The following is a 24,230-nucleotide window of genomic DNA, read 5'->3' as shown; positions in this document are numbered from 1 at the left end:
ACGGAACACAATTTCTTTTCATTATCCGAGAAAAGTTAGTCTTTAACCTACATGTTATATCGCGCGCCCAAGAAGAATTGACGACCCGTATGGTTGTATTCACGCATCAAGTTCAATGAACCATCACCAGTAGTAAATAGTCGTTCATATTCATCAGTAAGATTAATGACTTCAAAGGTCAACGTAAGTTCTTCGTTAACATTGTAGAAAGACGAGAAATCTACTTGGGTTGGGCCAGTTGTACCGTGGGCCACGTTACCATTACTTCCCGAGAAGTCGGTTAGGTAATCATCGCGCTTGTTAACCGAAACACGTGCACCGTATTCATCTGTTTCGTAGTAAACAGTGAAGTTGTACGAGGTTTCACTCATCCCTTCGATATCGTCGGCATTTACGTGAGTGTAGTTAGACACGATACCCATGTTTTTAAATAAGCCAGGTAAGAAAGTCAGTGGTTGTTGATAAATCAATTCATAACCACTAATGCTTCTATCTTCTGCATTAATTGGGCTGCTGTGCTCGTAAGGTGTGGTACGAGGATCCAGCGCAATAACTGGGTCGAACTGTGCATCGTTGTCAATAAAGTTGTAGTACGCACTGTCAACTAAACGCTCTTCAGACGCGCGCACAATCCAATTATCTATGTCCTTATAGAAAACGGTCGCGGCAAATAAGGCTTCGTCATCAAAGTACCATTCCACACCAAAATCAACGTTGTTCGATGTGAATGGGTCTAAGAATGGGTTACCTACGCTAACTGAGCCATTAATGTAGTCAAAACTTGGGTTACCTGGATTAAGAGAGTTCAAGCTTGGACGGGTCATAGATTGCGTAAGACCAAGGCGTACCACAACATCGTCGGTGGCTTCCAGGGCTAGGTTAATTGCCGGCAGGAAGTTACTGTAGTCGTTTTCAATTTGAACCGTTTCACCCTGTATAAACCCTTCAGATGTGGTCGTGGTTTTGACATAACGAACACCATAATTAGTGCGTAACAACATGTCAGCAAGTTCGTAACTGGTATCCATCTCGATGTACATCGCTGTAGTTTCTTCACCTACTTGCCAGCTTTGTGCAGACCGTGGTGTCCACACTACATCGAGTAATTGACTGTTTATCGCATCAAAATCTGCCACTAAGAATGGATCTAGCGGGCCATCAAAACCACTACCGAAACCATCGACTGGCATCATTTCTGCAAAACCAACAGCCGAAGCCTGGTCTGGGAAACCGTTAATTTGCTCTTCGCTGTAGGTAACAACGCGGTCGTTGTACGCAAAACCTGCTTTAATCGACACTTCTTCACCAAGATAAGTCGCGTCAAACTTCACTGTATCATTTTCACGTAATACATCAGTTGCTCGTAAGCGACCATCGCTTAAATTGTAATTTGCAGGGTCGTTAGCATCGAAACCGTAAGTCACAGTCGGCGCATTGGCGTTATTGCTAAAATCAAAACCGTATGTGGTGTAGTCTAACTGTGTCATGTTGTAGCGATATTGCTCAGAACGCGCATCAGATTCAGCTGTACCTGCCATCATATCAAGTTTAACGTTTTCACCAATAAACCACTCGCCTGAGATAACAAATTGGCTAAAGTCAGTAGTGGATTCTTGTAGACGACTTTCAATACGAGACTTGACGCCGTCATATGTTCCGGCAAGAACCTGTTTACCGTTGGGATGAACCGTTATGGCAGTAGGGGTAATTTCGTCAAACGTACTTCTGAACATGTGGAAGAAATTGTACATTGTACGCGTGTTGTCCAGTGTCGAAACCAAGCCGTCTAAGGTCAGGGTAAAGTCATCAGTAACAGCCCATTGCACAGATCCAGTAAAGCCAACACGTTCTTGATCGTTACCAAAGTAATCAGGTCTTGGTAGGCGTGGTGTCCATAAACAGTTAATGGGGTCAACTGGCGCGCCATCGTATTCACATGCACCTACATCTGGTGTACCCGTGACCACAGTATTAGAAGTATCCGCGAAAATACCACCGCCATCGCGTACTGGCGTAGTCCAACGAACCGTACCAAAGCCTTCTTGTCTTACGGTGCGCTCTGAAAATGCAGCAGAAAACAACACGCCTACCTTATCGTCCAAGAAGCGATTGCTGATCATAAAGGCTGCGCGAGGGTCTGTTTCTTCGGTTATGCTGTTATAACCACCTTGTAAAGAAGAAACAAATTTAAACCCGTCGTAATCAAACGGCTTAGCAGAATATAAATCTACTGTACCTGCTATCCCACCTTCTTCCATAGACGCGGTTGGCGACTTTTGGATATCAACGCGGTTGAACAATTCCGAAGCAAAAATATTAAAGTCAAAACCACGGCCACCATTTACACCGCCACCAGAGTCAGTACCGTCTGTACTTGCTGGCACTTCCATACCGTTTAACGTAGTGCGCGTAAAAGAAGGGCTAAGACCGCGGAGTGTGATTTGACGACCTTCACCGCCTTCGCGGGAAATCGCTACACCAGGTACACGCTGAATTGATTCGGCAATGTTTAAATCCGGAAACTTACCAATATCCTGAGCAACTATTGATTCTTTACTGTTAACTGACGTACGTTTTTCCATCAGAGACTTATTTAGTGAGCCACGGAAACCCGATACTTCTATGACTTCCATATTTTGCGCATCAGTCTCACTAGGCTGTGCCTCTGTTGCCTCTTGCGCATATACTTGTGCGCCCGACAACGCTAGCGTGACAAGAACAGCAAGTTGCTTTTTCTTTGGTAACATTGTTGTTTCTCCGGTCTTTATATTTATGTATGGCATAAATGCTGAAACACTGTGAATAGGCTATTCCCTTCACGTCATTTTCACATTTAGAAACGTATATTATTGTTGTGCCACCGGATAACATTCACACCATTTACCTGGTAAATAATATTATGCCAACCGCCATCGTGAATTCACAACTCTAAGAACGTTTCCTTACCTTTTCTCATTTACTCTCAGCAGCAGCGTGTGACGCCACCAAAACCTTTAATAGAGAAGACTTGCAGGGTACTTACGTGTCTTAATTTTTAACGCAAAGCTTCTCTTTGGTAGTCATGTAAACCCCAGCAAACAACACGCAGACTTTACATTTGATTTACATCCTAAACACTTATGCTACCGGTGGCAACTCCTTTATTAATTTTTTTTACATAGTTATTAATTTACTTTTAACCTAGTGCCCTCCCCCTTAACTATAGCATGTCTTCACACACTCGAGACAAAACCAATATATTTTATATATTACATACACTTAACATGTTTATAGTGTAAAAAACGGAGGTAAACAAGAGGTTAACAGAAATAAATTAATACGTTGACAAAGAGAGAAATAAAAACGATTATGCTACCGGTAGCACAGAGTGTTTTAACAATGTTATAAATTAAGGGCTTCATATGCTAAAAGGTATTCTACGCGCGGTTTCGGTGATGGCGTGCACGCTGGTGGTATCTACTACTTCTGCTCAACCGCAACCTTCACTGGACAATACACAACCTTGGTCAATAAGAATGGTCGAATCAGAAATGGTTCGCTTCCCCCAAGCGTGGCAAATAGATTGGGATAAAACGCCTCAATGGGACTATGTGCATGGTCTAAATTTGTTAGCCATTACTGAAGTGTATAACGATACCAAAGATGAACGCCTATTCAATTATGTTGAAGGTTATTACGATATGCTGGTCAATGACGATGGCAGCATAAAAACCTATGACATAAATAAATTTAACATCGACATGGTTAATCCCGGTAAAGTACTGTTTTTCCTGTACGAAGAGACTGGCAACGCAAAATATAAAAAAGCAGCTGATTTATTGCGCAGCCAACTTACTGCGCACCCTCGCACACCGCAAGGTGGCTTTTGGCATAAAAAGCGCTACCCGAATCAAATGTGGCTTGATGGCCTGTACATGGGGGCACCTTTCTATGCGCAGTATATCGTTCAGTATGGCGACATGTCTGAACTTGACGATGTATTCTTACAATTTGAGCTAATCGAAGAAAATTTATACGACACACAAACCGGACTTCCACGCCATGGCTGGGATGCGTCAAAGGCGCAGAAATGGGCTGACCAAGAGACTGGTCTTTCTGCTCACCATTGGTCTCGCTCGTTGGGGTGGTATGCGATGGCCATGGTCGATGTACTTGACGTTGTGCCTTCTCAGCATCCCAAAACAGCGTGGTTAACTGAGCGCTTTCACCGCTTCATCGATGCCACTTTGGCTTATCAACACTCATCTGGCGCGTGGTATCAAATTACCGATTTAGGTGACAGAAAAGAAAATTATTTAGAAGCCTCGGGTACTGCTATGTTAGCGTACGCCATTGCCAAAGGCGTGAACTTAAAACTCCTCCCCGTTGACTATCGCCAGCACGCGGAAAAGGCATTTGCCGGCATTATCGACAACATGATATCCGTAGACCCTCAAACCAATGTGATCAGTTTAGAAAAAGTCTGTGCTGTGGCTGGACTGGGTGGCAATCCATACCGTGACGGCTCGTTCAATTATTACATGAGTGAGCCAATTCGCGCCAATGACGCTAAAGGCGTAGGTCCGTTCATTTTGGCAGCCCATTACCTAAATAAATAATTAGCTAGAGCCAGAGGTATAAAAATGACAACAATTGATTCTAGAAGACAATTTTTAAAGTCAGGGCTAGTCTCTTCACTGGCAGCCTCTGGTGCGGTGATTGGTGCGCCATCCCTTCTTGTAGGATGTAGTGCACCCAAACCGTCACTAAGGACACAAGCGCAATGGGACAAGGAAGCTTCGCTGATAAAATCACAGGTCGTTCGCCCCACATTTCCAGGTCGGACACTTAATGTTGCAACATTGCTAGACGATGACGATATACTTGATTTTAATCAGGCCCTTCACAATGCCATTGAACAACTCTCACAACAAGGTGGGGGAAAACTTATCGTCCCCGCGGGTCAATGGTTCAGCAAAGGGCCTATCCACCTTCGTTCAAATATAAATCTGCACATCGAAGAAGGGGCAACAATCACCTTTTCTACCACGCCCGACGACTACAAACCTTATGTGTTTACTCGTTGGGAAGGGATGGAATTAATGGGCTACTCTCCGTTAATTTATGCTTTTGAAGAGAAAAATATTGCCATTACAGGAAAAGGCACATTGGATGGCGGTGCCGCAGCCGACAATTGGTGGCCATGGAAAGGAAAATGGAAAAGTTCTACATGGGGTGATGATGCCGTAGAAAACCAAAAGTATACCCGTGATATTCTGCAGGAAATGGTCGAAAAAGGTACGCCGGTTAACGAGCGTGTGTTTGAAAATAATTACTTGCGCCCTCCCTTCATTCAGCCTTATCGATGCGAAAACGTAGTAATTGAGGGCGTAACAATACTGCGATCTCCTTTTTGGTTAATCAACCCCGTGCTTTGTAAAAACGTAACGGTGAGTGAAGTCTACTGCAACAGTTTTGGCCCCAACTCCGATGGCTGTGACCCTGAAAGCTGTACCAATGTGCTTATTCAAGGATGTACGTTTGACACAGGAGATGACTGTATTGCCATTAAGTCGGGACGTAATGCTGACGGCAGAAGAGTAGATGTGCCTTGCAGCAATATTGTGATTGAAAATTGTCAAATGAAAGCGGGCCACGGCGGTGTGGTGATCGGTAGTGAAATATCAGGCGGTGTTGAAAATTTGTATGCCCAGTATTGCACTATGAGTAGCCCAGACTTAGATCGCGGGATTAGAATTAAAACCAATAGTATTCGTGGCGGGCACCTCAAAAACCTCAACTATCGCAATATTGATATTGGCAATGTAAAAGATGCTGTCGTGGTTAACTTTTTCTACGAAGAAGGTGATGCGGGCAATTTCCCTCCTCACTTAGAAGATATTACTATTGAGTATATGCAAGTGAAGGTAGCAGAACGCGCCTTCGTAATGCGCGGCTATGATCACACGCCTATTACCGGGCTCACTCTAAACCACATTAGTATTGAGCACGCCAAGAAAGAAGCAATTATCGAGAATGTAGCGTCGTTAACCATCAACGATGTCACCATTAATAATAAGCCCTTTACCAAAGTGTGAAAGACACCATGATGAATCGTTTTTTATTTACTGTAGGCATTGGCATAGCATGTTTAACCTCCACCTGCTTTGGCATGAGTATCCCTGAAAATGCTAACGCGGTGGTAAGCAAACACCCAATTGATACCCAATTACCTGTGTTTAAAACGATTTCTCAGGCAATAGACAATATTCCCAGCACCCGCAGTGGTACTAAAAAATGGACAATTTTTATTACCTCAGACACTTATCATGAACGCGTAGTAGTACCTCACAATAACCTTCGCTTGCTAGGTGAAAATAGAGACACTACCGTGGTGATATATAGCCGGTATGCTGGGCAAGCAGTCGCGCCTAATAGCAGAGAGACGTGGGGAACACGTCGTACTGCCACCATGGAGTTAATTGGTCAAAACATAAGTATCGAGCACTTAACTGTTAAAAACGGATTTGACTACCCGGGTAATGAAGCGAAAGGGGCAGATGATCCAACCCGCGTCTCTGGTACCCAGGCAGTGGCGTTGAAAACCGATAGTCAGTCCGACCGCACCTTCCTTAACAACGTCGCCCTTTGGAGTTATCAAGATACCTTGTATCTAAAAGGCGATCGCACGTTTATCCAGGGGGGCATTATCGCGGGCAATGTAGACTTTATTTTTGGTGAAGGTAGCGCGCTGTTTGATGGTGTAACACTGCTTTCTCGTGAACGACATTTGGAAAATGACGGCTACTGGGGTTATATCACGGCACCTAGTACAAATATACATCGACCTTATGGACTAACCTTTGTCAATTGTAGGTTGGAAAGGGAACCTGGGGTGCCAGATAACAGTGTGGCCTTAGGTCGCCCTTGGCATCCCACCACCACGTTCAGTGACGGACGCTACGCTGATCCCGCTGCCGTGGGTAAAGCGACCTATATCAATACCTTTATGGCCGGACACATTGCCAAAGAGCGCTGGACAAGTATGAATGGTAAAACCCCTTCTGGGGAGAAAAAAGCGTTTAGTCCACATACTGAAGCGCGGTTTGCTGAATATGGATCATATGGTGAAGGTGCGGGCAACAATGCGTTGCTTCTCCCCGCTCATCCGCATCAACTTTCTCAAAAAACGGTGGCCTTTTATACCAGTCAGGCTATTTTGCGAGGTTGGCTTCCCGAAGGCGCATCACCTACAAGGTTCGCTATTTCACAATAGTCGCTGTCTTCGAGAAGTGGCCAGTGAATATATTTAACCAATTCATTCACTGGCCACGTTGCGTAACCGCTTGGTATCTATTATCTTTTAGATATCACTAAGCCACGTTTTTCCCTATGTCTATTCGCTTGAGATATGTCATCGCGCTCATCTTGACCGCTACCCTTGTTACCTTGTCCTTTGTGGTATTGCATGAGCTAATAAGCAGCCAAAAACACGACGCTGAAGTGATCAATATTGCTGGACAGCAACGCATGTTGTCACAGCGCATTGCGTTATTTGGCTCATCAAAAGCCATCTGTCACAATCTATCAGAGCAGCAGGCGCTTGCAGAATCTATTGATACCTTTGCCCAAAACCACCGCTACTTAACCCAGCTACCCCATTTACCTACCACAGTTTATGACACTTACTTTGGTTTGGAACAACTTGATTCCAAGGTCGCTGAATTTTCAGATAGAGCACGCGATATACTTTCTGCTGAAAATTGTTCAACATTGCCAAACACGTTCGTCTACGATGCATCAGCCCTACTTGAACAGCTTGATAAGGTAGTAAGTTTTTTTGAACAGGACGCTACACAACGAGTAGATACGGTACTTTCTCTTGAGGTATATCTCTGGCTGGCAACACTTAGTTTATTGTGTATTGAAGCAATCTTTATTTTCTCTCCCATGGAACGTGAGATTAAACGAGCAATGAAAAAGCTCGCTTCCCTTAAAGACCGTGCCGAAAGCGCAGCGAAAGAAGCGCGTAAGGCCAGTAAAGCAAAGTCCGAATTTCTGTCTAGTATGAGCCACGAATTACGCACACCGATGAACGGGCTATTCGGTATGATTGAGTTGGCCATAGACAATCCAGAGAAAAGTAATATATATCTAAAAAAGGCGCGTACAGCTGGACGACAATTGTTAGTACTTATCAACGATATATTAGATATTTCCAAGATTGAAGCAGACAAAATTAAAATTGAGCAAGCCCCCGTTGACCTATTACAAGTTTTGGACGACGTGGTCTCGTTACAGCGGGTTTATTGCCAGCGAAAAGGCCTAGAGTTTCACTATCTCAAAGCGCCTCACCTTCCGCATGTTATCAAAGGCGATATCACGCGTATCTCTCAGATTTTGCACAACTTACTTAACAATGCGATCAAGTTTACCCAGCAAGGCGCGGTGACTCTGCAGGTCAATTACCTTTCTGACGGAGATGAGCATACTCTGGTGTTTGAAGTCATGGACACCGGTATAGGGATTGATGCATCTAAAATAAATACTATTTTCGATAAATTTGAACAAGCCGATCAGTCGACTACCCGGGAATTCGGCGGAACCGGACTTGGCCTAAGCATCGCTAAGAAACTCGCACAATTGATGCAAGGTGACATTAGTGTTACCTCTACTCCTGGACACGGCAGTACATTTACTTTCTCAATGAAAGCCGAAGAAACACAGCTACCGAGTGTAACCGTAGAACAAAGTACCTCATTGCGCTGCGCCATTATTGACGATTTACAAACCAGTCGCGAATATTTCGAGCACGTAGTGTCATCGCTTTCTATTGAACCTAAAAGTTATGATAGTGCAAAACGCTTTTTAGAGGATGATCCATTTTCGTTTGATGTCATCATTCTCGATTTGTCGATGCCTGAAATGAGCGGTGTTGACTTACTCATTGAGTTGCAATCAATGAAGCCAGAAAAATTGCCCCGTATTATCCTCATATCAGCAGAGCTTGAGCGTCTGCAAAGTGAACGTGACGTAACCTCATTGATATGGCGAACTCATGCCAAACCGATTAATCGACGGGAGTTGGAACTCGATCTGGGTCAACTCATCGTTGACAACAAAGCGGTGGAAAAACAGTCTCAAAGCGACAATGCTAACAAGCGAATCTTGCTCGCAGAAGACAATGAAATTAATGCCGAAATTGTCAAAACCATTTTACAGAACCAAGGCTATCGATTATTACACGTTAAAAATGGCAAAGATGCCGTTGAAGTGTGTAAAAAGCACCGCTTTGACCTAATTTTGATGGACTGTAATATGCCTATAATGGGAGGGATAGAAGCGTCGATTATCCTTCGAGAAACATTAGCACTAACCACGCCAATAGTGGCACTGACTGCCAACGCCTTTGCCGAAGACAGAGAGGAGTGTCTTTCAGCAGGCATGGACGATTTTCTCCCTAAACCACTGGACAAAGACACCCTACTTAGTTGTACTAGAAAATACGTGGCAGGCTATTCGTAAGGTACCTGTTCCGCCACATAACCAGGCGCAATAGCAAGATTGTCCGTATTCGCTAACATAGGCGTGTTGCGCAACCACAGTTGATATTCAGAGGTACGCAAGCTGGCGTGTTTAGTGCAATCTACATTCCAGCGCCGCAATAGGTAGCCTGCCATTGCTGCACGAACGCGCAGATTAAGTACACCGTCTCGCATGGCATAGTCCAATTCAATGGCGGTAGGATACTGCACGTTTTTAGGGTGAGGAACAATTTCTAACGGGATTAATCTTTGCCACTCATCATCCCGCTCTATGCATTCATGCTCGTCAGGCGAAGACTTTACGGTAACTTTGCTTATACGGGTCAGCACAAAATCCCTAAAGCTTTGTGATTTTCTATCGAACGCTCTCACATGCCAGCGCTGCCCATTGTCAACAATGCTATGCGGAACCAGTTCCCTTGCCCCACTACCACTGGTTAACGACGTATAAATCACACTCATGGCTTTATTATTAACAATTGCCTGTACCACTTTCGCTACCACAAAAATATCAGGAGTGTTTAGTGAAGACGCACTTTCAACAGGAAAATGGAGATCGCCAATAGCATCAAACCCATCGGAAATATCGTTTGCCAGTTTTACCAGCGTGCGTTTAGCATCGTGTTCAAACAGAGGGGAAAAGCCTTCCGTTTGAAAATATCGTTTCTCTCTGGGGTCGTAATACAGATTGTCCGGTGCCAGTTCTTTATACAATGTAAAGTCTCTAGAACCCGCAGATAAGCCCACCTCAAAGCGATTGATCAAATCTTGTCGGTGAATTGCGCCTTTAAATAGCAAGCAAAAGTCAATATAGGCCAATCGCTGGCGCTGTGAAAATGAAATGGAGTCGAGCATGGCGTTTACTAATATCGTTTTTTACCAGTGTGGTTCATTTTGAGTCGCGTGTAAATACCAATCCGCTCGCAAATCCTTAAAATTAAACATCCAACGTAAATAGAGGGCGCAGAAATGTTGCCATTTACGCCCCTGTTATTTGTTTTACAGTCTAGAAGTGATAGCGTCTGAGTTGCATCTGCATTTGCTTAATTTCTTTGACTAATTGTTCGCAGTTATGTGCCACTTCTTTTGCATAGTTTGCATTCTCACTGCCTACCCCCTGCACGCTGTTCAGCCCTTTATTGACATCATTTGCGACCACTTTTTGTTGGTCAGCTAAAGTAACTGCGTTTTTGTTCAAACTGGTTATGCTGGCCACCGCCTTCAACGCCTGCTTTAATGAATCCCCCGCGTTTTTGGTCGTTTCCACTGTCTTAAATGCCGTCTCTTTGTTTTGCTGCATTTTCTCTGACGCAACCTTACTCCCTTGTTGCAGTCGCTCAATCATATTTCTAATTTCTTCCGTGGAGGTCTGTGTCCGGCTCGCAAGGGAACGCACTTCGTCAGCGACCACTGCAAAACCTCTTCCCTGCTCGCCTGCTCGGGCAGCTTCAATTGCTGCATTTAACGCAAGTAGATTAGTTTGGTCAGCGATATTTCTAATTACTTCCATAACCCCGCTAATTTCTTCGCTCGCTTGCGCCAGTTCAGCAATCACTTTTACCGACGCATCCACATCACTGGCTTGTGACTCAATATCGCGAATAGCTTGGTTAAGTACTTCCACACTGGTGTTGGTATCAGAATCGGCAGCAAGTGCAGCTTCACTTGAACGCCTTATAGTCGATGACACGGTGTCAGCACTTTGTTGTAACTGAGTAATCGCGCTGTCAATTTTTTGGGTTTCGCGGGTTAACTGCTCAACAGTTTTGTGTGAACGCTCTGCCGTACTGTTAAGTGTCTCAGACTTTGCGAGCATACTTTCAGTGGCTTCGTCTACCTGCTGAAGGGTATCTTGCAATTGGCTGAGTAGTTGGTTAAATGCCTTAGCCATAATACCAAATTCATCACTTCGCGTAGCCTCAAAGCGAAAAGTCAAATCTCCATCACCAGAAGCAAGGTTATTCACAACACCTATAAACTCTTCTAAAGGTTGACCCACAATATATTTTATCAGCAACCATATAGTGATAAGTACACCAGCACTTGCCAGTACAATTTTAAATAGTACCGCAGCCACCGCAGCACCAATTAATGAGGACTTTTCGTCTGCTGATGCAGCAAGAATGACATCGTATCCCCATGCTTTAAAAGGAACGACCTGTACTATCCAATCACTGTTGTTATTCAGTGCTTTAGTGATCTCCGCGTCATTCACGTGTGAAGAATGCATGCGGATATTCCCCTTTCCGTCGCGAAGCGCCACAAACCCATTATCTAATACATGGCTTTGTGTGATGGCGGCTTCTAACACCTGCAAGTCTGCAGAGTAACCCACGTACCAAATACCAATGACGTTCCCCGCCCCGTCGAACATAGGTTCATAACCTGTAATATAAGGGCTACCCAGAATATCTACTGCACCGTAATACGCCTCACTCTGTTCAATTTGCTTAATTGCTTTGCCCCCTGCTGCCAGTTTAGTACCTATCGCGCGCTGGCCGTCCTTAATCACATTTGTACTAATGCGAATAAAATCATCACCTGTTTTGCTAAAAAGCGTGGCCGTGCCGCCCATCACATTCGTCAGTCCATCCACTAAAGTAAAGTTGTTTGCTTGTTCTTCTGCACCTAATAATAGCTGTCTTGCCTGGGTGTCTTTGACAGTAACTAAACCACCTTGACTGGGCGTCCCCAAATTGGTCCCTTGCTGTTTGAGCAGTGCCATACTGCTTTTTACTCTCTCGAGCATTAAGGCATCTGTGACTTCCAATATATTAATCAGTCGTTCCGCCGTGTCCTTTTTTTGAACCTGGATCTGATCAGTGATTGTGGTAGAGGTGGTGAACACCGTAATAACGGCGATGAGCAAAGATAAAATTGCAATAACGGTGGTTAAGGCAAACAAAAATTTGCGCTGTATAGACATTGACTTTCTCACTCTCAACGAGGTGTTATGCTAAAAATGGCGTCCCTATCTCTGCGATCCTTCTCCCTAAATTTAGGCAAAAAATACCCAAGAGCAAATTTTCGTTCAATTTTCTTCTGCCTTATCTCATTGTTACCTTTCCCCCTATCATTTTTAGCGCTGGCACGCCCCTGATCATGGAGGCTCTTGCGAAATGGCTATGGCAGTTGGGACATTCACCTTCTTGATGAGTAAAGTCTTGTGCAATTCGCGCTTTAAAACATTTCACTAAAGCACCTTTGCCTCCTTTGCGATATTTAAACAACTGATGCTTACACTTGGCACAAAATACGTGAACCGTTGTGGTTGGCGCTTTCACGCGAGGTTTAGCCATTACATTCCCTAAACATGGGCTACAAATTAGTAAAGTTTGCAACACTAGACGCATTACAATGAAATCAATCCGGGTACTCTGATAAATAATTCAGATTAGCAAACGCGCTGATAACGTCTTTTGCGAAATCTACCCGAGGATTGCGCAAGGCCCCCTTTTTCCACACGAGGTACACATCATTTTCGGGGCCTGGATCGCCGATAGGAATAAGTTCCCCATTCGCTATCCCCTCTTTGCATAAATAGTCGGGTAAAACTGAATAGCCTATTCCCGCCTTGATGATAGAGCTGATTGCGCGAATATCTGGGCATATGGCTGCCACCGCAGATTCGCATGAGGTATTGAAAACATCGGAAAAATACCGTCTTATTAGGGGCAATTGCTCATCATAAGCTACCACCTTATATTGGTTGAGCAGCTCTGCTGTGATGGTTGTCCCTTCAAGCAACCGTCCCTGTACCCGGTTCATGACCAATATAAGTCGCTCGCGATCGAGCTTTTGATATTCGTATTTTGCTTCTTCGGGCTCAGAGGCGGTGATGGCCAACTCCGCCACATCGGACTCCAGCAAGTGATAGATATTGGTCTTATTTCCCGTGTGTATGACCAAGTTTACTTTGTCGGCCTGCAGCAAATTGGCCAGTGCGGGGCCTGCCACAAAACTTAAGTACTCTGCGGGACCAGCCAGATGCAATGTGCCGTGGTCTGTCGATGCGCGGCTTCGTATAGACGCCACTTTTTGCTCTAACATATCAATATGACTAGCAACTTGAAGTGCTAAATCATCTGCTATTGGGGTGGGCTCTACTCCCCTTGCTTTTCTAATGAAGAGCTCTTTGCCCACTATCGCTTCCATCGCCTGAATATGTGCAGTAACAGCGGGTTGTGACATGTGAAGTCTGGATGCGGCGCGGGTAATATTGCCACTGCGATAGACTTCAACGAAAGTTTTCAATTGTGTTAAGTAAGACATTACCTCAACCTGTAAATGATGTCAGTTTGATATTGGTTTAGCTAAAAGCAGCATTTATTACATGCTTTTTCAGCGGTATAAACGCGTTATGTCAATGACTGACCAGCACCAACTCTACCTTACGCCATTGAAGGGCTACCCTTTCTGGATTTCCCGTTAAATGTGAACCACATCCAAAGCGCACGCGGTAACTATTCAAAAATTGCGCTAAAAAGTTTATCTGGCGCAGGCTACCCATCAGATTTTTGATGACTAGTACCAATTTATCTGACTTCTGACATTAATCCAAACTGGCTAAGATGCATAAACAGATTAACACGACCGTTTCAAAGCAGGGCTTAACGCATTTCGACAAGAAAACATTCATGCCTAGCTGAAGGCTTTTTAAATTGAAAAACCAGTGATTAGGTGGCGTTATCACCTATCATTGGCACACACGGTAAAAAGCGTCATTATAAAACCTATTTAAAAACTAAGAGGACAGGCGAAACCTATGCTTAATTTTACATTTAAAAACCAAACTGAAATTCTTTTTGGGAAAGGCCAATTGAGTAAAGTGTCTTCTCGCCTACCTGAAAATGCCAAAGTGCTTTTTCTGTACGGTGGCGGTTCGATTAAAAAAAATGGCATATTCGATCAAGTAATTACTGCACTTAGTGGGACAAAGTTTGTGGAATTTCAAGGTGTTGAGCCAAACCCAGAATTTGAAACACTGATGAAAGCCGTTCACGTGGCACGTGAGAACAACGTTAACTTCATTCTAGCTGTAGGCGGCGGCAGTGTTATTGACGGCGCCAAGTTTATCGCCGCGGCGGTTAACTTTAACGGCGACCCATGGGATATATTGGCAAAAGGTGCAGCATTTGAGTCTCCACTACCTATTGGTGCAGTACTTACGCTACCCGCCACGGGCTCTGAAAGTAATGGAAACTCTGTGGTTAACCGAAGTGAAACGGCACAGAAACTCTCTTTCTCTTCAGAAACAGTTCAGCCAGTATTCGCAGTATTAGATCCTGAATTTACCTACTCGCTGCCAGTCAGACAAGTCTCAAATGGCGTGGTTGACGCCTTTGTGCACGTTATAGAGCAATACCTCACTTACTCTGTAAACGCCCCCCTCCAAGACCGCTTTGCTGAGGGAATTTTGCAGACACTCATTGAAGAAGGCCCTAAAGCCCTCGCCACCCCTGAAGATTACAACGTGCGTGCAAACGTCATGTGGTCAGCCACCATGGCACTTAACGGACTGATTGGTAAAGGCGTCCCACAAGACTGGGGCACTCACATGATTGGCCATGAATTAACCGCCCTGCACGGGTTGGATCATGCCGTTACGTTAGCTATTGTTTTGCCTTCATTGATGTATGTACAACGCAAGCAAAAGCAGGAAAAAATTCTGCAGTTAGGCGAACGGGTTTTCAATATCAGAGAAGACAACAAAGACAAAGCAATAGATTTAACCATCAAAGCGGTGCAGGATTTCTTTGAAACTATGCAAGTTAAGACACGCTTGTCAGATTACAATATTGACAAGTCGTCTATTGATGGGTTGGTTGAAAACCTTAAGCGCAATGGGCTAACTGCGCTTGGCGAACACGGCGACATTGACCTTGACAAAGCGCGTGAAATTCTCACTCTAGCCGCTTAATTCACTTCGTAATTAAAGTATCGCGCAGGCGCTGCTTGCGCGGTGCTTCTTCTATAATTTTTCCGATACTTGCCTCGTTTTTTGTGGAGAGATCTATGACAGCGTTATTTGATGCGTTTACATTGAAAGATGTTACGCTTCGCAACCGCATTGCGGTTCCCCCCATGTGCCAGTACTCAGCTGAGGATGGATTTGTTAATCAATGGCATGAAGCCAATTATCAAGCTTTTGCCCGTGGTGGAGCAGGATTGGTGATTGTTGAAGCCACCGCCGTGTCACCCGAGGGCCGGATTACGCCAAATTGTCTAGGCATATGGAAAGATGCGCACATCAATGGCCTTAAAAACATTGCCCAACGCATTAAAAGCCAAGGTGCCGTAGCGGGCATACAAATTGCCCACGCGGGCCGCAAAGCCAGTGCAAACCGCCCTTGGGAAGGCGACGATCATATCTCGCCTGATAGTGAAAAAGGCTGGCAGCCCATTGGCCCTTCCGCAAAAGCATTTGGCGCACACCTTCCCGTTACGCCCACTGAGATGAGCAAAATGGATATTGAACGGGTTAAAAACGATTTCGTCAATGGCGCAAAGCGTGCATTAGACGCAGGATTTGAATGGTTAGAATTACACTTTGCACACGGCTATTTAGCACAGAGCTTTTTCTCCCCACACGCCAACGAACGCACTGACGAATATGGTGGTGATGCCCAAGGTCGCGGTCGCTTTTTGTTAGAAACACTAAGCGCTGTGCGTGCTGTATGGCCTGACAACCTTCCTCTCACAGTGAGGTTTGGGGTAATCGAATATGATGGTGACGACGACAGGACGTTAGCAGAGTCTATTGAGCTGGTGAAGCAGTTTAAGGAGATTGGCGCAGACTTTATTAGTGTTAGTATGGGATTTAATACGCCTGAAGCAGATATTCCCTGGGGGCCTGCCTTTCTTGCACCTGTAGCACAAAAAGTACGCAACGATGTCGGTATCCCTGTTGCCACAGCTTGGGGGGTTGATACGCCGGAACTGGCCAACGAAACGGTAGCCAAGCAACAACTTGATTTGGTCATGGTGGGCAGAATGCATTTAACCAACCCCCACTGGGCTTATTTTGCCGCGAAGCAACTGGGGGTTAACAAGCCCTCTTGGGTCATGCCCGCTCCTTACGCCCATTGGCTTGAGCGGTACACGCCTTCTGATGAAAGATAACGCACATCCCTAAACATGAAGCAGATTATGCGGTATTCCTACAATGCCGCATCTCCCCCTTATCACTCCTTAGAAAATAAGGGATAACTAGCTTTTACACCAATGTCGATTCTGTTTAAAAAAAAAGACGGGCATTCTACTACTGCCCCATCGACTAAAAGCCGTGATATGTAACAAACTCACTGTTATCAGCACGAGCAGAACGGACATGGTTAGCCCCAAACGTGTCATCGGGGTAGCCAAGTGCGATACAAATCATAATGGCCTCATCATCAGGAATATTTGCACATTGATGAACCACCTCAGACTGCATTATCCCTTGCCCATTTATCACACAACCTAAGCCTAAGTCCCACGCTGCCAATACAATGCCGTATGCTAACGATCCCAAACCAAATTGCGTGATACCCGCTGGTTCGAGAGACTTATCATACGTAAGTACTAAAGATACTGGCGCATCAAACTGACGAAACCCTCTCATCATCCAGTCCATGCGCTTTTCTTTGTCATCTCGTGCAATGCCCATAACTTCGAACAATTGAACCGCGACGTCTATTTGGCGCTGACGGTGCACTCCTTCATAGTCTTCTTTATAGGGAAAATCTCGAACATGTGGCTTGCCTGCCAGCGTATTCTCAGTATTGCCTTTTCGAATGTTATCAAGTACATCCCCTGTTACCACATGGATTTTCCACGTCTGCGTATTATAGGAAGACGGCGCCCATTTGGCTGCATTGATAATGGCATCCACCGTTTCTTTCGTTACCGGTTGTGATGTAAAACCTCGCGTGCTTTTTCTCGACGCCGCAAACTCTGCAAAATTCATAGCCTTCCTTATCATGTTAATCACTGAGGGAACGGTCAGATTAAACACGCAGTGATGACTTCGCAATAACGGGCCTTTCATTTTCAGATTGTTTGTTTTTATAGATATCTATAGCAATGTAAACCGACTACTTACTACCATACCGTATATTCCGTCTTGTCAGTTCTTTATATTTCGTAGAGCAGTGGAAATATGGCATTGGACTTTAGAACGAATCTCGTTCCGAATGATTGCGAGATCGTTTTTTGTGAATTACGGTTAAAGTACATATTTCTTCCAGCTGTAATTATTTATGTCGTTATTTAAAAAGTCTGATGAAGTATCAAACACCAATCGTCTAGCGCCATGGAAGATAGCGATCATCGACGACGAAAGTGGTGTTCATGAAGTAACTAAATTGACCTTGCGGAAATTTTCATACGAAAAACGAGGCGTAGAGTTTTTATCTGCTTATAGCGCCAAAGAAGGTGTTGAACTATTTAAGTCACACCCCGACATCGCATTAGCGTTTGTAGATGTCGTCATGGAAAGTGACGATGCCGGACTACGGCTTATCGATCAAATTAGAAATGAGCTCAACAATCATACTACCCGTTTAGTATTGCGCACAGGACAACCTGGACAAGCCCCCGAAGAAGAGGTCATTCGAGACTACGATATCAACGACTACAAGGCAAAAACAGAGCTTTCTTCTATGAAGCTTAAGTCTTGTGTTTATACTGCTATTCGTTCCTACCGCGACATAAAAACCATTGAAAAGGGCAAACGTGGGATGGAAGAAGTGTTAAAATCGTCTTCCTCTGTGCTTGAAAGTCAGTCCCTTGCTCAATTTGGTAGCGCGGTACTTAAACAAATTCTCACTTTACTGAACCTAAATAATTCCGTGCTGTACCTGTCTACTCAGCACACAGACCTCTATGGTGATACAAAAATGGTCGTGTTAGGAACCAGTGGTGATCTTGTTGGTTTATGTGATTCTGGTATTTCTTCTCAGATACCCAACAATATAGAAGAGGAAGTGAAAAAGGTACTGGAAAATAAAGCCCATTTCCAATCTGAAGATCGCTTTATTGGCTACTATCCTTCAGGGCAAGGTAATCACAACATATTATATGTAACTCTGCAGGAGCCACTCGATAACCTGCAACGAAAAACATTAGAAATGTTTGCATCTAACGTGTCTGTGATTTTTCAAAATCTGACCCAGCGGGAAGACATCCAACAAACGCAAAAAGAACTCATTATGGTATTGAGCGATGCCATCGAAATGCGCAGTAAAGAGACAGGCGGGCATGTTAAGCGTGTTATTTTAATGGCCGAATTTCTTGCACAAAAGCTGCATTTGAGCGAAGAGTTTATCGAAACAATACGCTACGCCGCAGCGCTTCACGATGTCGGCAAAATAAGTATTCCAGAAGCCATACTTCACAAACCAGGCAAACTTGATCCCGAAGAATGGGAGACGATGAAAACTCATGCACAAAAAGGTTATGAGCTACTAGCTGGCTCTAATAGAACAGTTGCAAAAATGGGCGCCATTATTGCCAAAACCCATCATGAAAGATGGGACGGCCAAGGTTATCCAGAAGGCATAGCTGGCGATGACATTCCGGTTGAGGGGCGTATTATGGCAATTATCGACGTTGTAGATGCTCTTCTTTCTAAGCGTTGCTATAAGCCCGCATGGTCGGTAGAAGAAGTTATCGCCTATTTAAAAGACAATGCAGGAAAGCAATTTGACCCTCTTATCACCCATGTGCTGCTAGAGCATTTTGATGAAATCCTTGAAATAAGAGCACAAGAGCCGGATGAAGACGAATGAGAGAAACACTAGAACTTATATTACTTCGCGTCAGCCAAAGTGAAGATATTGATAAAGGTGAATTGGAAGTTGCTTCACGTTTAATCATTAATTCGGTCTGTGAAGGGCTAGAATTGTCTCGGGCTGGAATTTGGCTATATGACGAAACGCAATCTCTCATACAATGTCGCTTACTTATCGATAAGGGCAACGATTTAGATAGCGAAAACCTCGCATTATCAAGAGCCGACTTCCCGCACTACTTTGAAGCCCTTGACTATGAACGCAGTATTGCAGCTCATGATGCCAATACAGATCCCGCGACGTTTGAGTTTTCAGAACTCTATTTATCACCTTTGGGAATTACCTCTATGCTTGATGTGCCTATTCGACACAGAGGGAAAATGATCGGCATCATTTGCTGTGAACATCAAGGAAAAGCAAGGACCTGGCATTCAGATGAAATAGTGTTTGCCGCCACATTAGCTGACTTGTATGGTCGAGCGGTCAGCGCCAATGAACGTGCCGATTACGAAGCAAAACTAATACATGCCAACCAAACACTTGAAAAAAATGTTAGAGACCGAACTGCCGAATTAGAGTCAGCACTCAAAACCCTCGAAGCTGCACAGGATAAACTGGTTGAGTCTGAAAAAATGGCGGCCTTGGGCAATTTAGTGGCCGGCGTGGCGCACGAGGTCAATACCCCGTTGGGCATTGCGCTAACGTCGGTGAGTAATTGTAAAGAAGAATTGAAAAGTATTTACAAAGACTTTGAAAATGAGTCTTTGTCAGAAGAAGGTTTCAAAGAGTTTAATCATATCTGTTTAGAAGGATTAAACCTTGCGGAATCGAGCCTAATGAGAGCCGCTAACCTTATCAAAGACTTCAAACAAACCTCAGCGGACCAAACCTCCTTGGAGGAGGAAGAAATTGTACTTGATGATTACATACCTCGTATTTTAAACCCGCTTAAACCTATGCTACGTAAAGAAAATATTGCGCTTTCGATTGATATAGCACCTCATCTTTTTATCACTACATGTCCAGGTGTTATTGCCCAATTACTCACTAATTTAATTTCCAATGCCCAACGACACGCCTTTGACGGCTACACTTTAAATGAGAAAAATCGCGTGTGTGTTATTGGTAAAAAAACCAATAACGGTCTCAGTATTAGTGTTTCAGATAATGGGAAAGGGATCCCAGCAGAGTTACATAAAAAAGCGTTTGAACCCTTTTACACTACAGCTCGTGATAAAGGGGGCACAGGGCTGGGTTTGAATATTCTGTATAATTTAGTTACGCAAAAACTAAATGGGGATATTGCGCTTATTTCTGCTCCGAATGAAGGCACTACGATAACCGTAACTATTCCTGTCGACTAAATTCAAATCCAAACATGACTAAAGCTCGTTAAGTTTACATAGTGTCAATATGCTTCCCATGTATTCACCGGCATGTGTCTTTTTATGACGGGATCCACATTGGTATATGTAAAAATTACATTAGCCAGACAATCACGCTGATTTGATAGCTCAACTTATCGGGCTTTCATATATCACGCCGTATTTTGCCCGTTGACAATTTTCAATTTTGGCCCACAAAATAAACAATCTCCCAAATAAGTAAAAACACGTACCACACGTATACTACGCCGCCTGATAAGAGAAGTTTATGAACGACGTCTGTACACACAGTTCACTTGACGATGAGCGCAATGAGCACATTAACATTTATGTCAATGGCGATATCGTTCACCGAAGCGAAGCAAAGGTTTCGGTATACGACAGCGGGTTTATGCTGGGCGACGGTATCTGGGAAGGCTTGCGCCTCTATCAGGGAAAATGGGCGTTTCTAGACGAACACATAAACCGCTTGTTTGAAGCTGCATTGGCCATTGATCTTGATTTAGGCATGACCAAAGGTGAAGTGATAAACGCCTTAGAGACAACCCGTCAGGCAAATAATATGCACGACGATGTATACGCCAGGCTGATGTTTACCCGAGGGATAAAGAGCAAACCGTTTCAACACCCTGCTCTGTCAAAACAAGGCCCGACGCTCGTGATCATCTGCGAACACTCAAAGCCTGCTATTTCACGGCCCATTAAGCTCGCTACCGTCCCTCACCTTCGCGGCTTACCCATGACGCAAGATCCCAAACTAAACAGTCACAGTAAACTTAACTGCATATTAGCCTGCATTGCTGCAGAGAAATGTGGCGCAGATGAAGCCTTAATGTTGGATATACACGGTTTTGTAAACACCACCAACGCCTGCAACTTCTTTATAGTCCGTCAAGGCGAAGTATGGACCTCTACTGGTGACTATTGTATGAATGGCATCACCAGACAAAAGGTGATTGAAGTATGTCGTCATCACGGTGTCACGGTGAGGGAAAAGAATTTCTCTTTGGTCGACACTTATGGTGCTGACGAGGCGTTTCTTACCGGTACCTTTGGTGCACAGACGCCAGTGTCGCATATTGATGGCCGACAAATAGGAGAAAATCACCCTGGTCCTATGACACAACAAATAAGACAGTGGTACTTTGACCTAATTAACCCGACCTTATAAAACAACAAGGGAACGACAATGCGCATAGCCATGTGGTCTGGGCCACGCAATTTATCTACCGCCATGATGTACGCATTTGCCGCGCGAAGTGACTGTGCAGTGATTGATGAACCTTTCTATGCCGCATACCTAACGGCGACAGGCTTACAACACCCCATGCAACAAGCAATCATTGAGGCACAGCCTAGCCAGCCAGAAAAAGTTATCGCCCAGTGTTTGGGGGAATACCCCGACAACAAACCACTGTTTTACCAAAAGCACATGACGCACCATATGGTAGAGAGCTTTCCCCTAGATTGGCTAGACGAACTCACCAATGTATTTTTAATTCGTCATCCCGCCCGTGTTGTGGCGAGTTACCAACAAAAACGTGAATCTCCCACCCTTAGCGATATTGGCTTTGCGCGCCAGCTAGCCTTGTTTAACACAGTAAAAAGCCTCACAGGTAACACCCCTGTGGTGATCGACAGTGATGATATTCTTAAAAACCCAGCCAAAGCCTTGGCTGCACTGTGCGACGCGATAGGCATTGAATACCAATCGCAAATGCTAAGCTGGCCAAAAGGCGGAAACGCGGCTGACGGTGTATGGGCCTCGCACTGGTATGCCTCAGTATGGGAAAGCACTGGGCTGACAACCACACCAGCAAAACCACTGCCACAATTAAACGGTGAGCTTGGCAAATTGGTACAAGACGCCTTGCCCTATTATGAATTAATGGCAAAAAATAAATTGAGACTAGGGCTTGTTGAGCTTTAAAAAAGCTATAATTATAGGAAATATGAGTGTTAGTAGTTAAAAATATTAGCTATAAGCAACACTAATTTTGGGATGTATTTAGCACGCAAATAAATTTATCGGCGTCCCCCTTTCGAACTTGCCTAATCAACTTGTTTTTTAAAATACGCAACATCCTATTATCAGTTTGGTTAAAATCCTCCAGGGCTGAATAAGTTTAGGTCATATTCGGCCTAGACATTGACCGCCCTCACCTGCATTACTCATTTTAAAAAGAATGTAAGTTGTTAAAAAGTGGAAAGTAAATAAAATTTGATGTTAACTTCTCGCACGGCTCAAAAATTGCCAAAAACTTTACCACTATTAGTCGCTTATCAAGAGGCGTGACAAGTGAGTGGTGTAAAAATACAAAACCAAGTATCCAACCCTACTGCTACAGAAAACGTTACATTAGCCAAACTCTGCATGACAGAGCATTCTCAAATAACACCTTCAAGTAGGTTAGAGCTAATGTTAGATCTAAGGTCTACAATTAAGGATAAGGCATCGACACTGACAAAAACGCAAAAGCAACAATTAGCTGAGTTAGTAAAATACATTTGTGATTGGCCTTTGCTTATTGACCTAAGTAAGCGTGGCTTTGTGAATCCCACCTGCCATGAAGTCGTCTTTCCTTATATACAATTAGGAGACTTTAAAAAAGGGTTATCGACTCTTAATAACTGGATAATTGAACTCCCAGCAGATAAAAAACTATTGGCACAACAAACTTATCTCAAAAGCAAACTAACTGAAAAAGACTACAAGGAGGTTTTGGTAAAAACGGGTAAAATACACATCACCCCCCTAGAATATCATCATGTTAGTGACTTTATCTGGCAATTTGCAGATCCTGCCATCGCCGAACTTTGTTCAATGCCTAAATTTGAATCTGCAGAACATTGGATCAACTGGTTATATGAATGCAAACGAGATAATCACCAGCATTTATACGCTATCGTGCATGAAGAATGGGGGTTTATCGGATCGGTATGCTTACTACTACATAACAAGCTTGGCTTCTTTTACTATTGGTTGGGCAAAGATTTTCAAGGCCAGGGTTTGGGTCCAAGAGCGGTTCGAATACTGTTAGATATTGGCTACAAAAAATTAGGTATGGAAAGCTGTTTTACCAAAATTTTTGATCACAATACTTCATCTCACAAAGCAATTACAAAGCTTGATTTTGATAAACTCCCATTTACCGCAATAGCACCATCAGAAAACGAAATTTTCTATTATCAGGGTAAAGAAACACATAGCGAAACCCTTTACCAGCAACTTTTCTGGTTACTTGAAAAACTAAACTCAGGTATTACTCTATCACCGCTTCAACAGTGATCTTATAATCCTAAACTAAAGTAATTTGCTCACTGTCATCCCAAAAATCAATTCCATTTCAAGAAGCTCTCTTTTTTCGGTTTCGTGTTTGGATACTGACATCCATACCCACGCTTTAACCTGGTAAATATCGACCATCACAATTTACATTGTACTGACCAACAAAATCAAAAAATAATTAATTAACAACACCTTAAGCAATCATAACGTTTGGCATCATGTTTGCGATACCACATAAAAGGAAATCAAAAAACGCAAT

17 protein-coding genes are annotated in these 24,230 nt (G+C 43.9%); 11 read left to right on the top strand and 6 right to left on the bottom strand.

From position 1 onward, the window contains the following. Positions 1 to 47 precede the first annotated feature (47 nt). Complete coding sequence (locus ACMCM8_RS05805) at positions 48 to 2,747, bottom strand: TonB-dependent receptor (RefSeq protein WP_412726378.1); 2,700 nt, start codon at positions 2,745 to 2,747, stop codon at positions 48 to 50. Positions 2,748 to 3,401: 654 nt separating this feature from the next. Here ACMCM8_RS05805 and ACMCM8_RS05800 point away from each other — a divergent pair. The 4 genes from ACMCM8_RS05800 (at position 3,402) to ACMCM8_RS05785 (ending at position 9,504) form a co-directional block, all read left to right on the top strand. Beyond that, entirely contained in the window at positions 3,402 to 4,598 is a 1,197-nt protein-coding gene (locus tag ACMCM8_RS05800; RefSeq protein ID WP_412726376.1) for a glycoside hydrolase family 88/105 protein, read from the top strand. A gap of 24 nt (positions 4,599 to 4,622) precedes the next feature. Then, on the top strand, positions 4,623 to 6,077 hold the full coding sequence (locus ACMCM8_RS05795; RefSeq protein ID WP_412726374.1) for a glycoside hydrolase family 28 protein: 1,455 nt from the start codon (positions 4,623 to 4,625) through the stop codon (positions 6,075 to 6,077). An 8-nt stretch (positions 6,078 to 6,085) separates the two neighbouring features. Further along, positions 6,086 to 7,255: a pectinesterase family protein gene (locus tag ACMCM8_RS05790; protein ID WP_412726372.1), complete on the top strand. Its 1,170-nt coding sequence runs from the start codon at positions 6,086 to 6,088 to the stop codon at positions 7,253 to 7,255. A gap of 116 nt (positions 7,256 to 7,371) precedes the next feature. Further along, positions 7,372 to 9,504, top strand: a complete 2,133-nt coding sequence (locus ACMCM8_RS05785) for a response regulator (protein ID WP_412726370.1) — start codon at positions 7,372 to 7,374, stop codon at positions 9,502 to 9,504. Here ACMCM8_RS05785 and ACMCM8_RS05780 read toward each other — a convergent pair. The 4 genes from ACMCM8_RS05780 to ACMCM8_RS05765 form a co-directional block, all read right to left on the bottom strand. Beyond that, entirely contained in the window at positions 9,495 to 10,379 is an 885-nt protein-coding gene (locus ACMCM8_RS05780; protein WP_412726368.1) for a WYL domain-containing protein, read from the bottom strand. The two genes, ACMCM8_RS05785 and ACMCM8_RS05780, sit on opposite strands and share 10 nt — an antisense overlap. Positions 10,380 to 10,530: 151 nt before the next feature. Beyond that, entirely contained in the window at positions 10,531 to 12,450 is a 1,920-nt protein-coding gene (locus ACMCM8_RS05775; protein ID WP_412726366.1) for a methyl-accepting chemotaxis protein, read from the bottom strand. 121 nt (positions 12,451 to 12,571) lie between these two features. After that, positions 12,572 to 12,823, bottom strand: a complete 252-nt coding sequence (locus ACMCM8_RS05770) for a hypothetical protein (protein WP_412726364.1) — start codon at positions 12,821 to 12,823, stop codon at positions 12,572 to 12,574. A 64-nt stretch (positions 12,824 to 12,887) separates the two neighbouring features. Continuing rightward, positions 12,888 to 13,796: a LysR family transcriptional regulator gene (locus ACMCM8_RS05765; protein ID WP_412726362.1), complete on the bottom strand. Its 909-nt coding sequence runs from the start codon at positions 13,794 to 13,796 to the stop codon at positions 12,888 to 12,890. Positions 13,797 to 14,289: 493 nt separating this feature from the next. Here ACMCM8_RS05765 and ACMCM8_RS05760 point away from each other — a divergent pair, with 493 nt between their 5' ends. After that, positions 14,290 to 15,444: an iron-containing alcohol dehydrogenase gene (locus ACMCM8_RS05760; RefSeq protein WP_412726360.1), complete on the top strand. Its 1,155-nt coding sequence runs from the start codon at positions 14,290 to 14,292 to the stop codon at positions 15,442 to 15,444. A 95-nt stretch (positions 15,445 to 15,539) separates the two neighbouring features. Continuing rightward, positions 15,540 to 16,646: an NADH:flavin oxidoreductase/NADH oxidase gene (locus tag ACMCM8_RS05755; RefSeq protein WP_412726358.1), complete on the top strand. Its 1,107-nt coding sequence runs from the start codon at positions 15,540 to 15,542 to the stop codon at positions 16,644 to 16,646. A gap of 154 nt (positions 16,647 to 16,800) precedes the next feature. Here the strand turns inward: ACMCM8_RS05755 and ACMCM8_RS05750 are convergent, their stop codons facing one another. Further along, on the bottom strand, positions 16,801 to 17,472 hold the full coding sequence (locus ACMCM8_RS05750) for a nitroreductase (RefSeq protein WP_412726356.1): 672 nt from the start codon (positions 17,470 to 17,472) through the stop codon (positions 16,801 to 16,803). A 292-nt stretch (positions 17,473 to 17,764) separates the two neighbouring features. Between ACMCM8_RS05750 and ACMCM8_RS05745 the strand changes: the two genes are divergently transcribed. From ACMCM8_RS05745 to ACMCM8_RS05725, 5 genes are all read left to right on the top strand, one after another. Then, entirely contained in the window at positions 17,765 to 19,294 is a 1,530-nt protein-coding gene (locus tag ACMCM8_RS05745; RefSeq protein ID WP_412726354.1) for a DUF3369 domain-containing protein, read from the top strand. Then, entirely contained in the window at positions 19,291 to 20,661 is a 1,371-nt protein-coding gene (locus tag ACMCM8_RS05740) for a sensor histidine kinase (protein ID WP_412726352.1), read from the top strand. Before ACMCM8_RS05745 ends, ACMCM8_RS05740 begins: the two co-directional genes overlap by 4 nt. Positions 20,662 to 20,950: 289 nt before the next feature. Then, entirely contained in the window at positions 20,951 to 21,853 is a 903-nt protein-coding gene (locus tag ACMCM8_RS05735) for an aminotransferase class IV (protein ID WP_412726350.1), read from the top strand. Between the two features lie 18 nt (positions 21,854 to 21,871). After that, the gene (locus tag ACMCM8_RS05730) at positions 21,872 to 22,612 is read left to right on the top strand and encodes an HAD family hydrolase (RefSeq protein WP_412726348.1); all 741 of its coding nucleotides are present in this window, start codon (positions 21,872 to 21,874) and stop codon (positions 22,610 to 22,612) included. A 369-nt stretch (positions 22,613 to 22,981) separates the two neighbouring features. Then, complete coding sequence (locus ACMCM8_RS05725; RefSeq protein WP_412726346.1) at positions 22,982 to 23,971, top strand: GNAT family N-acetyltransferase; 990 nt, start codon at positions 22,982 to 22,984, stop codon at positions 23,969 to 23,971. The last annotated feature ends 259 nt before the right edge of the window (positions 23,972 to 24,230 follow it).

Origin of the sequence: Alteromonas sp. D210916BOD_24, assembly GCF_047159385.1 — a bacterium.
Taxonomy (GTDB): Bacteria; Pseudomonadota; Gammaproteobacteria; order Enterobacterales; family Alteromonadaceae; genus Alteromonas.
This window is presented reverse-complemented; position numbering and strand designations above follow the sequence as displayed.

Excerpts from the sequence above, each read along its gene's own strand:
- ACMCM8_RS05760 (WP_412726360.1), top strand. The coding sequence starts at position 14,290 with ATGCTTAATTTTACATTTAAAAACCAAACTGAAATTCTTTTTGGGAAA.
- ACMCM8_RS05780 (WP_412726368.1), bottom strand. The coding sequence starts at position 10,379 with ATGCTCGACTCCATTTCATTTTCACAGCGCCAGCGATTGGCCTATATT.
- ACMCM8_RS05735 (WP_412726350.1), top strand. The coding sequence starts at position 20,951 with ATGAACGACGTCTGTACACACAGTTCACTTGACGATGAGCGCAATGAG.
- ACMCM8_RS05750 (WP_412726356.1), bottom strand. The coding sequence starts at position 17,472 with ATGAATTTTGCAGAGTTTGCGGCGTCGAGAAAAAGCACGCGAGGTTTT.
- ACMCM8_RS05775 (WP_412726366.1), bottom strand. The coding sequence starts at position 12,450 with ATGTCTATACAGCGCAAATTTTTGTTTGCCTTAACCACCGTTATTGCA.
- ACMCM8_RS05745 (WP_412726354.1), top strand. The coding sequence starts at position 17,765 with ATGTCGTTATTTAAAAAGTCTGATGAAGTATCAAACACCAATCGTCTA.
- ACMCM8_RS05800 (WP_412726376.1), top strand. The coding sequence starts at position 3,402 with ATGCTAAAAGGTATTCTACGCGCGGTTTCGGTGATGGCGTGCACGCTG.
- ACMCM8_RS05740 (WP_412726352.1), top strand. The coding sequence starts at position 19,291 with ATGAGAGAAACACTAGAACTTATATTACTTCGCGTCAGCCAAAGTGAA.
- ACMCM8_RS05805 (WP_412726378.1), bottom strand. The coding sequence starts at position 2,747 with ATGTTACCAAAGAAAAAGCAACTTGCTGTTCTTGTCACGCTAGCGTTG.
- ACMCM8_RS05795 (WP_412726374.1), top strand. The coding sequence starts at position 4,623 with ATGACAACAATTGATTCTAGAAGACAATTTTTAAAGTCAGGGCTAGTC.
- ACMCM8_RS05730 (WP_412726348.1), top strand. The coding sequence starts at position 21,872 with ATGCGCATAGCCATGTGGTCTGGGCCACGCAATTTATCTACCGCCATG.
- ACMCM8_RS05755 (WP_412726358.1), top strand. The coding sequence starts at position 15,540 with ATGACAGCGTTATTTGATGCGTTTACATTGAAAGATGTTACGCTTCGC.
- ACMCM8_RS05765 (WP_412726362.1), bottom strand. The coding sequence starts at position 13,796 with ATGTCTTACTTAACACAATTGAAAACTTTCGTTGAAGTCTATCGCAGT.
- ACMCM8_RS05790 (WP_412726372.1), top strand. The coding sequence starts at position 6,086 with ATGATGAATCGTTTTTTATTTACTGTAGGCATTGGCATAGCATGTTTA.
- ACMCM8_RS05770 (WP_412726364.1), bottom strand. The coding sequence starts at position 12,823 with ATGGCTAAACCTCGCGTGAAAGCGCCAACCACAACGGTTCACGTATTT.
- ACMCM8_RS05785 (WP_412726370.1), top strand. The coding sequence starts at position 7,372 with ATGTCTATTCGCTTGAGATATGTCATCGCGCTCATCTTGACCGCTACC.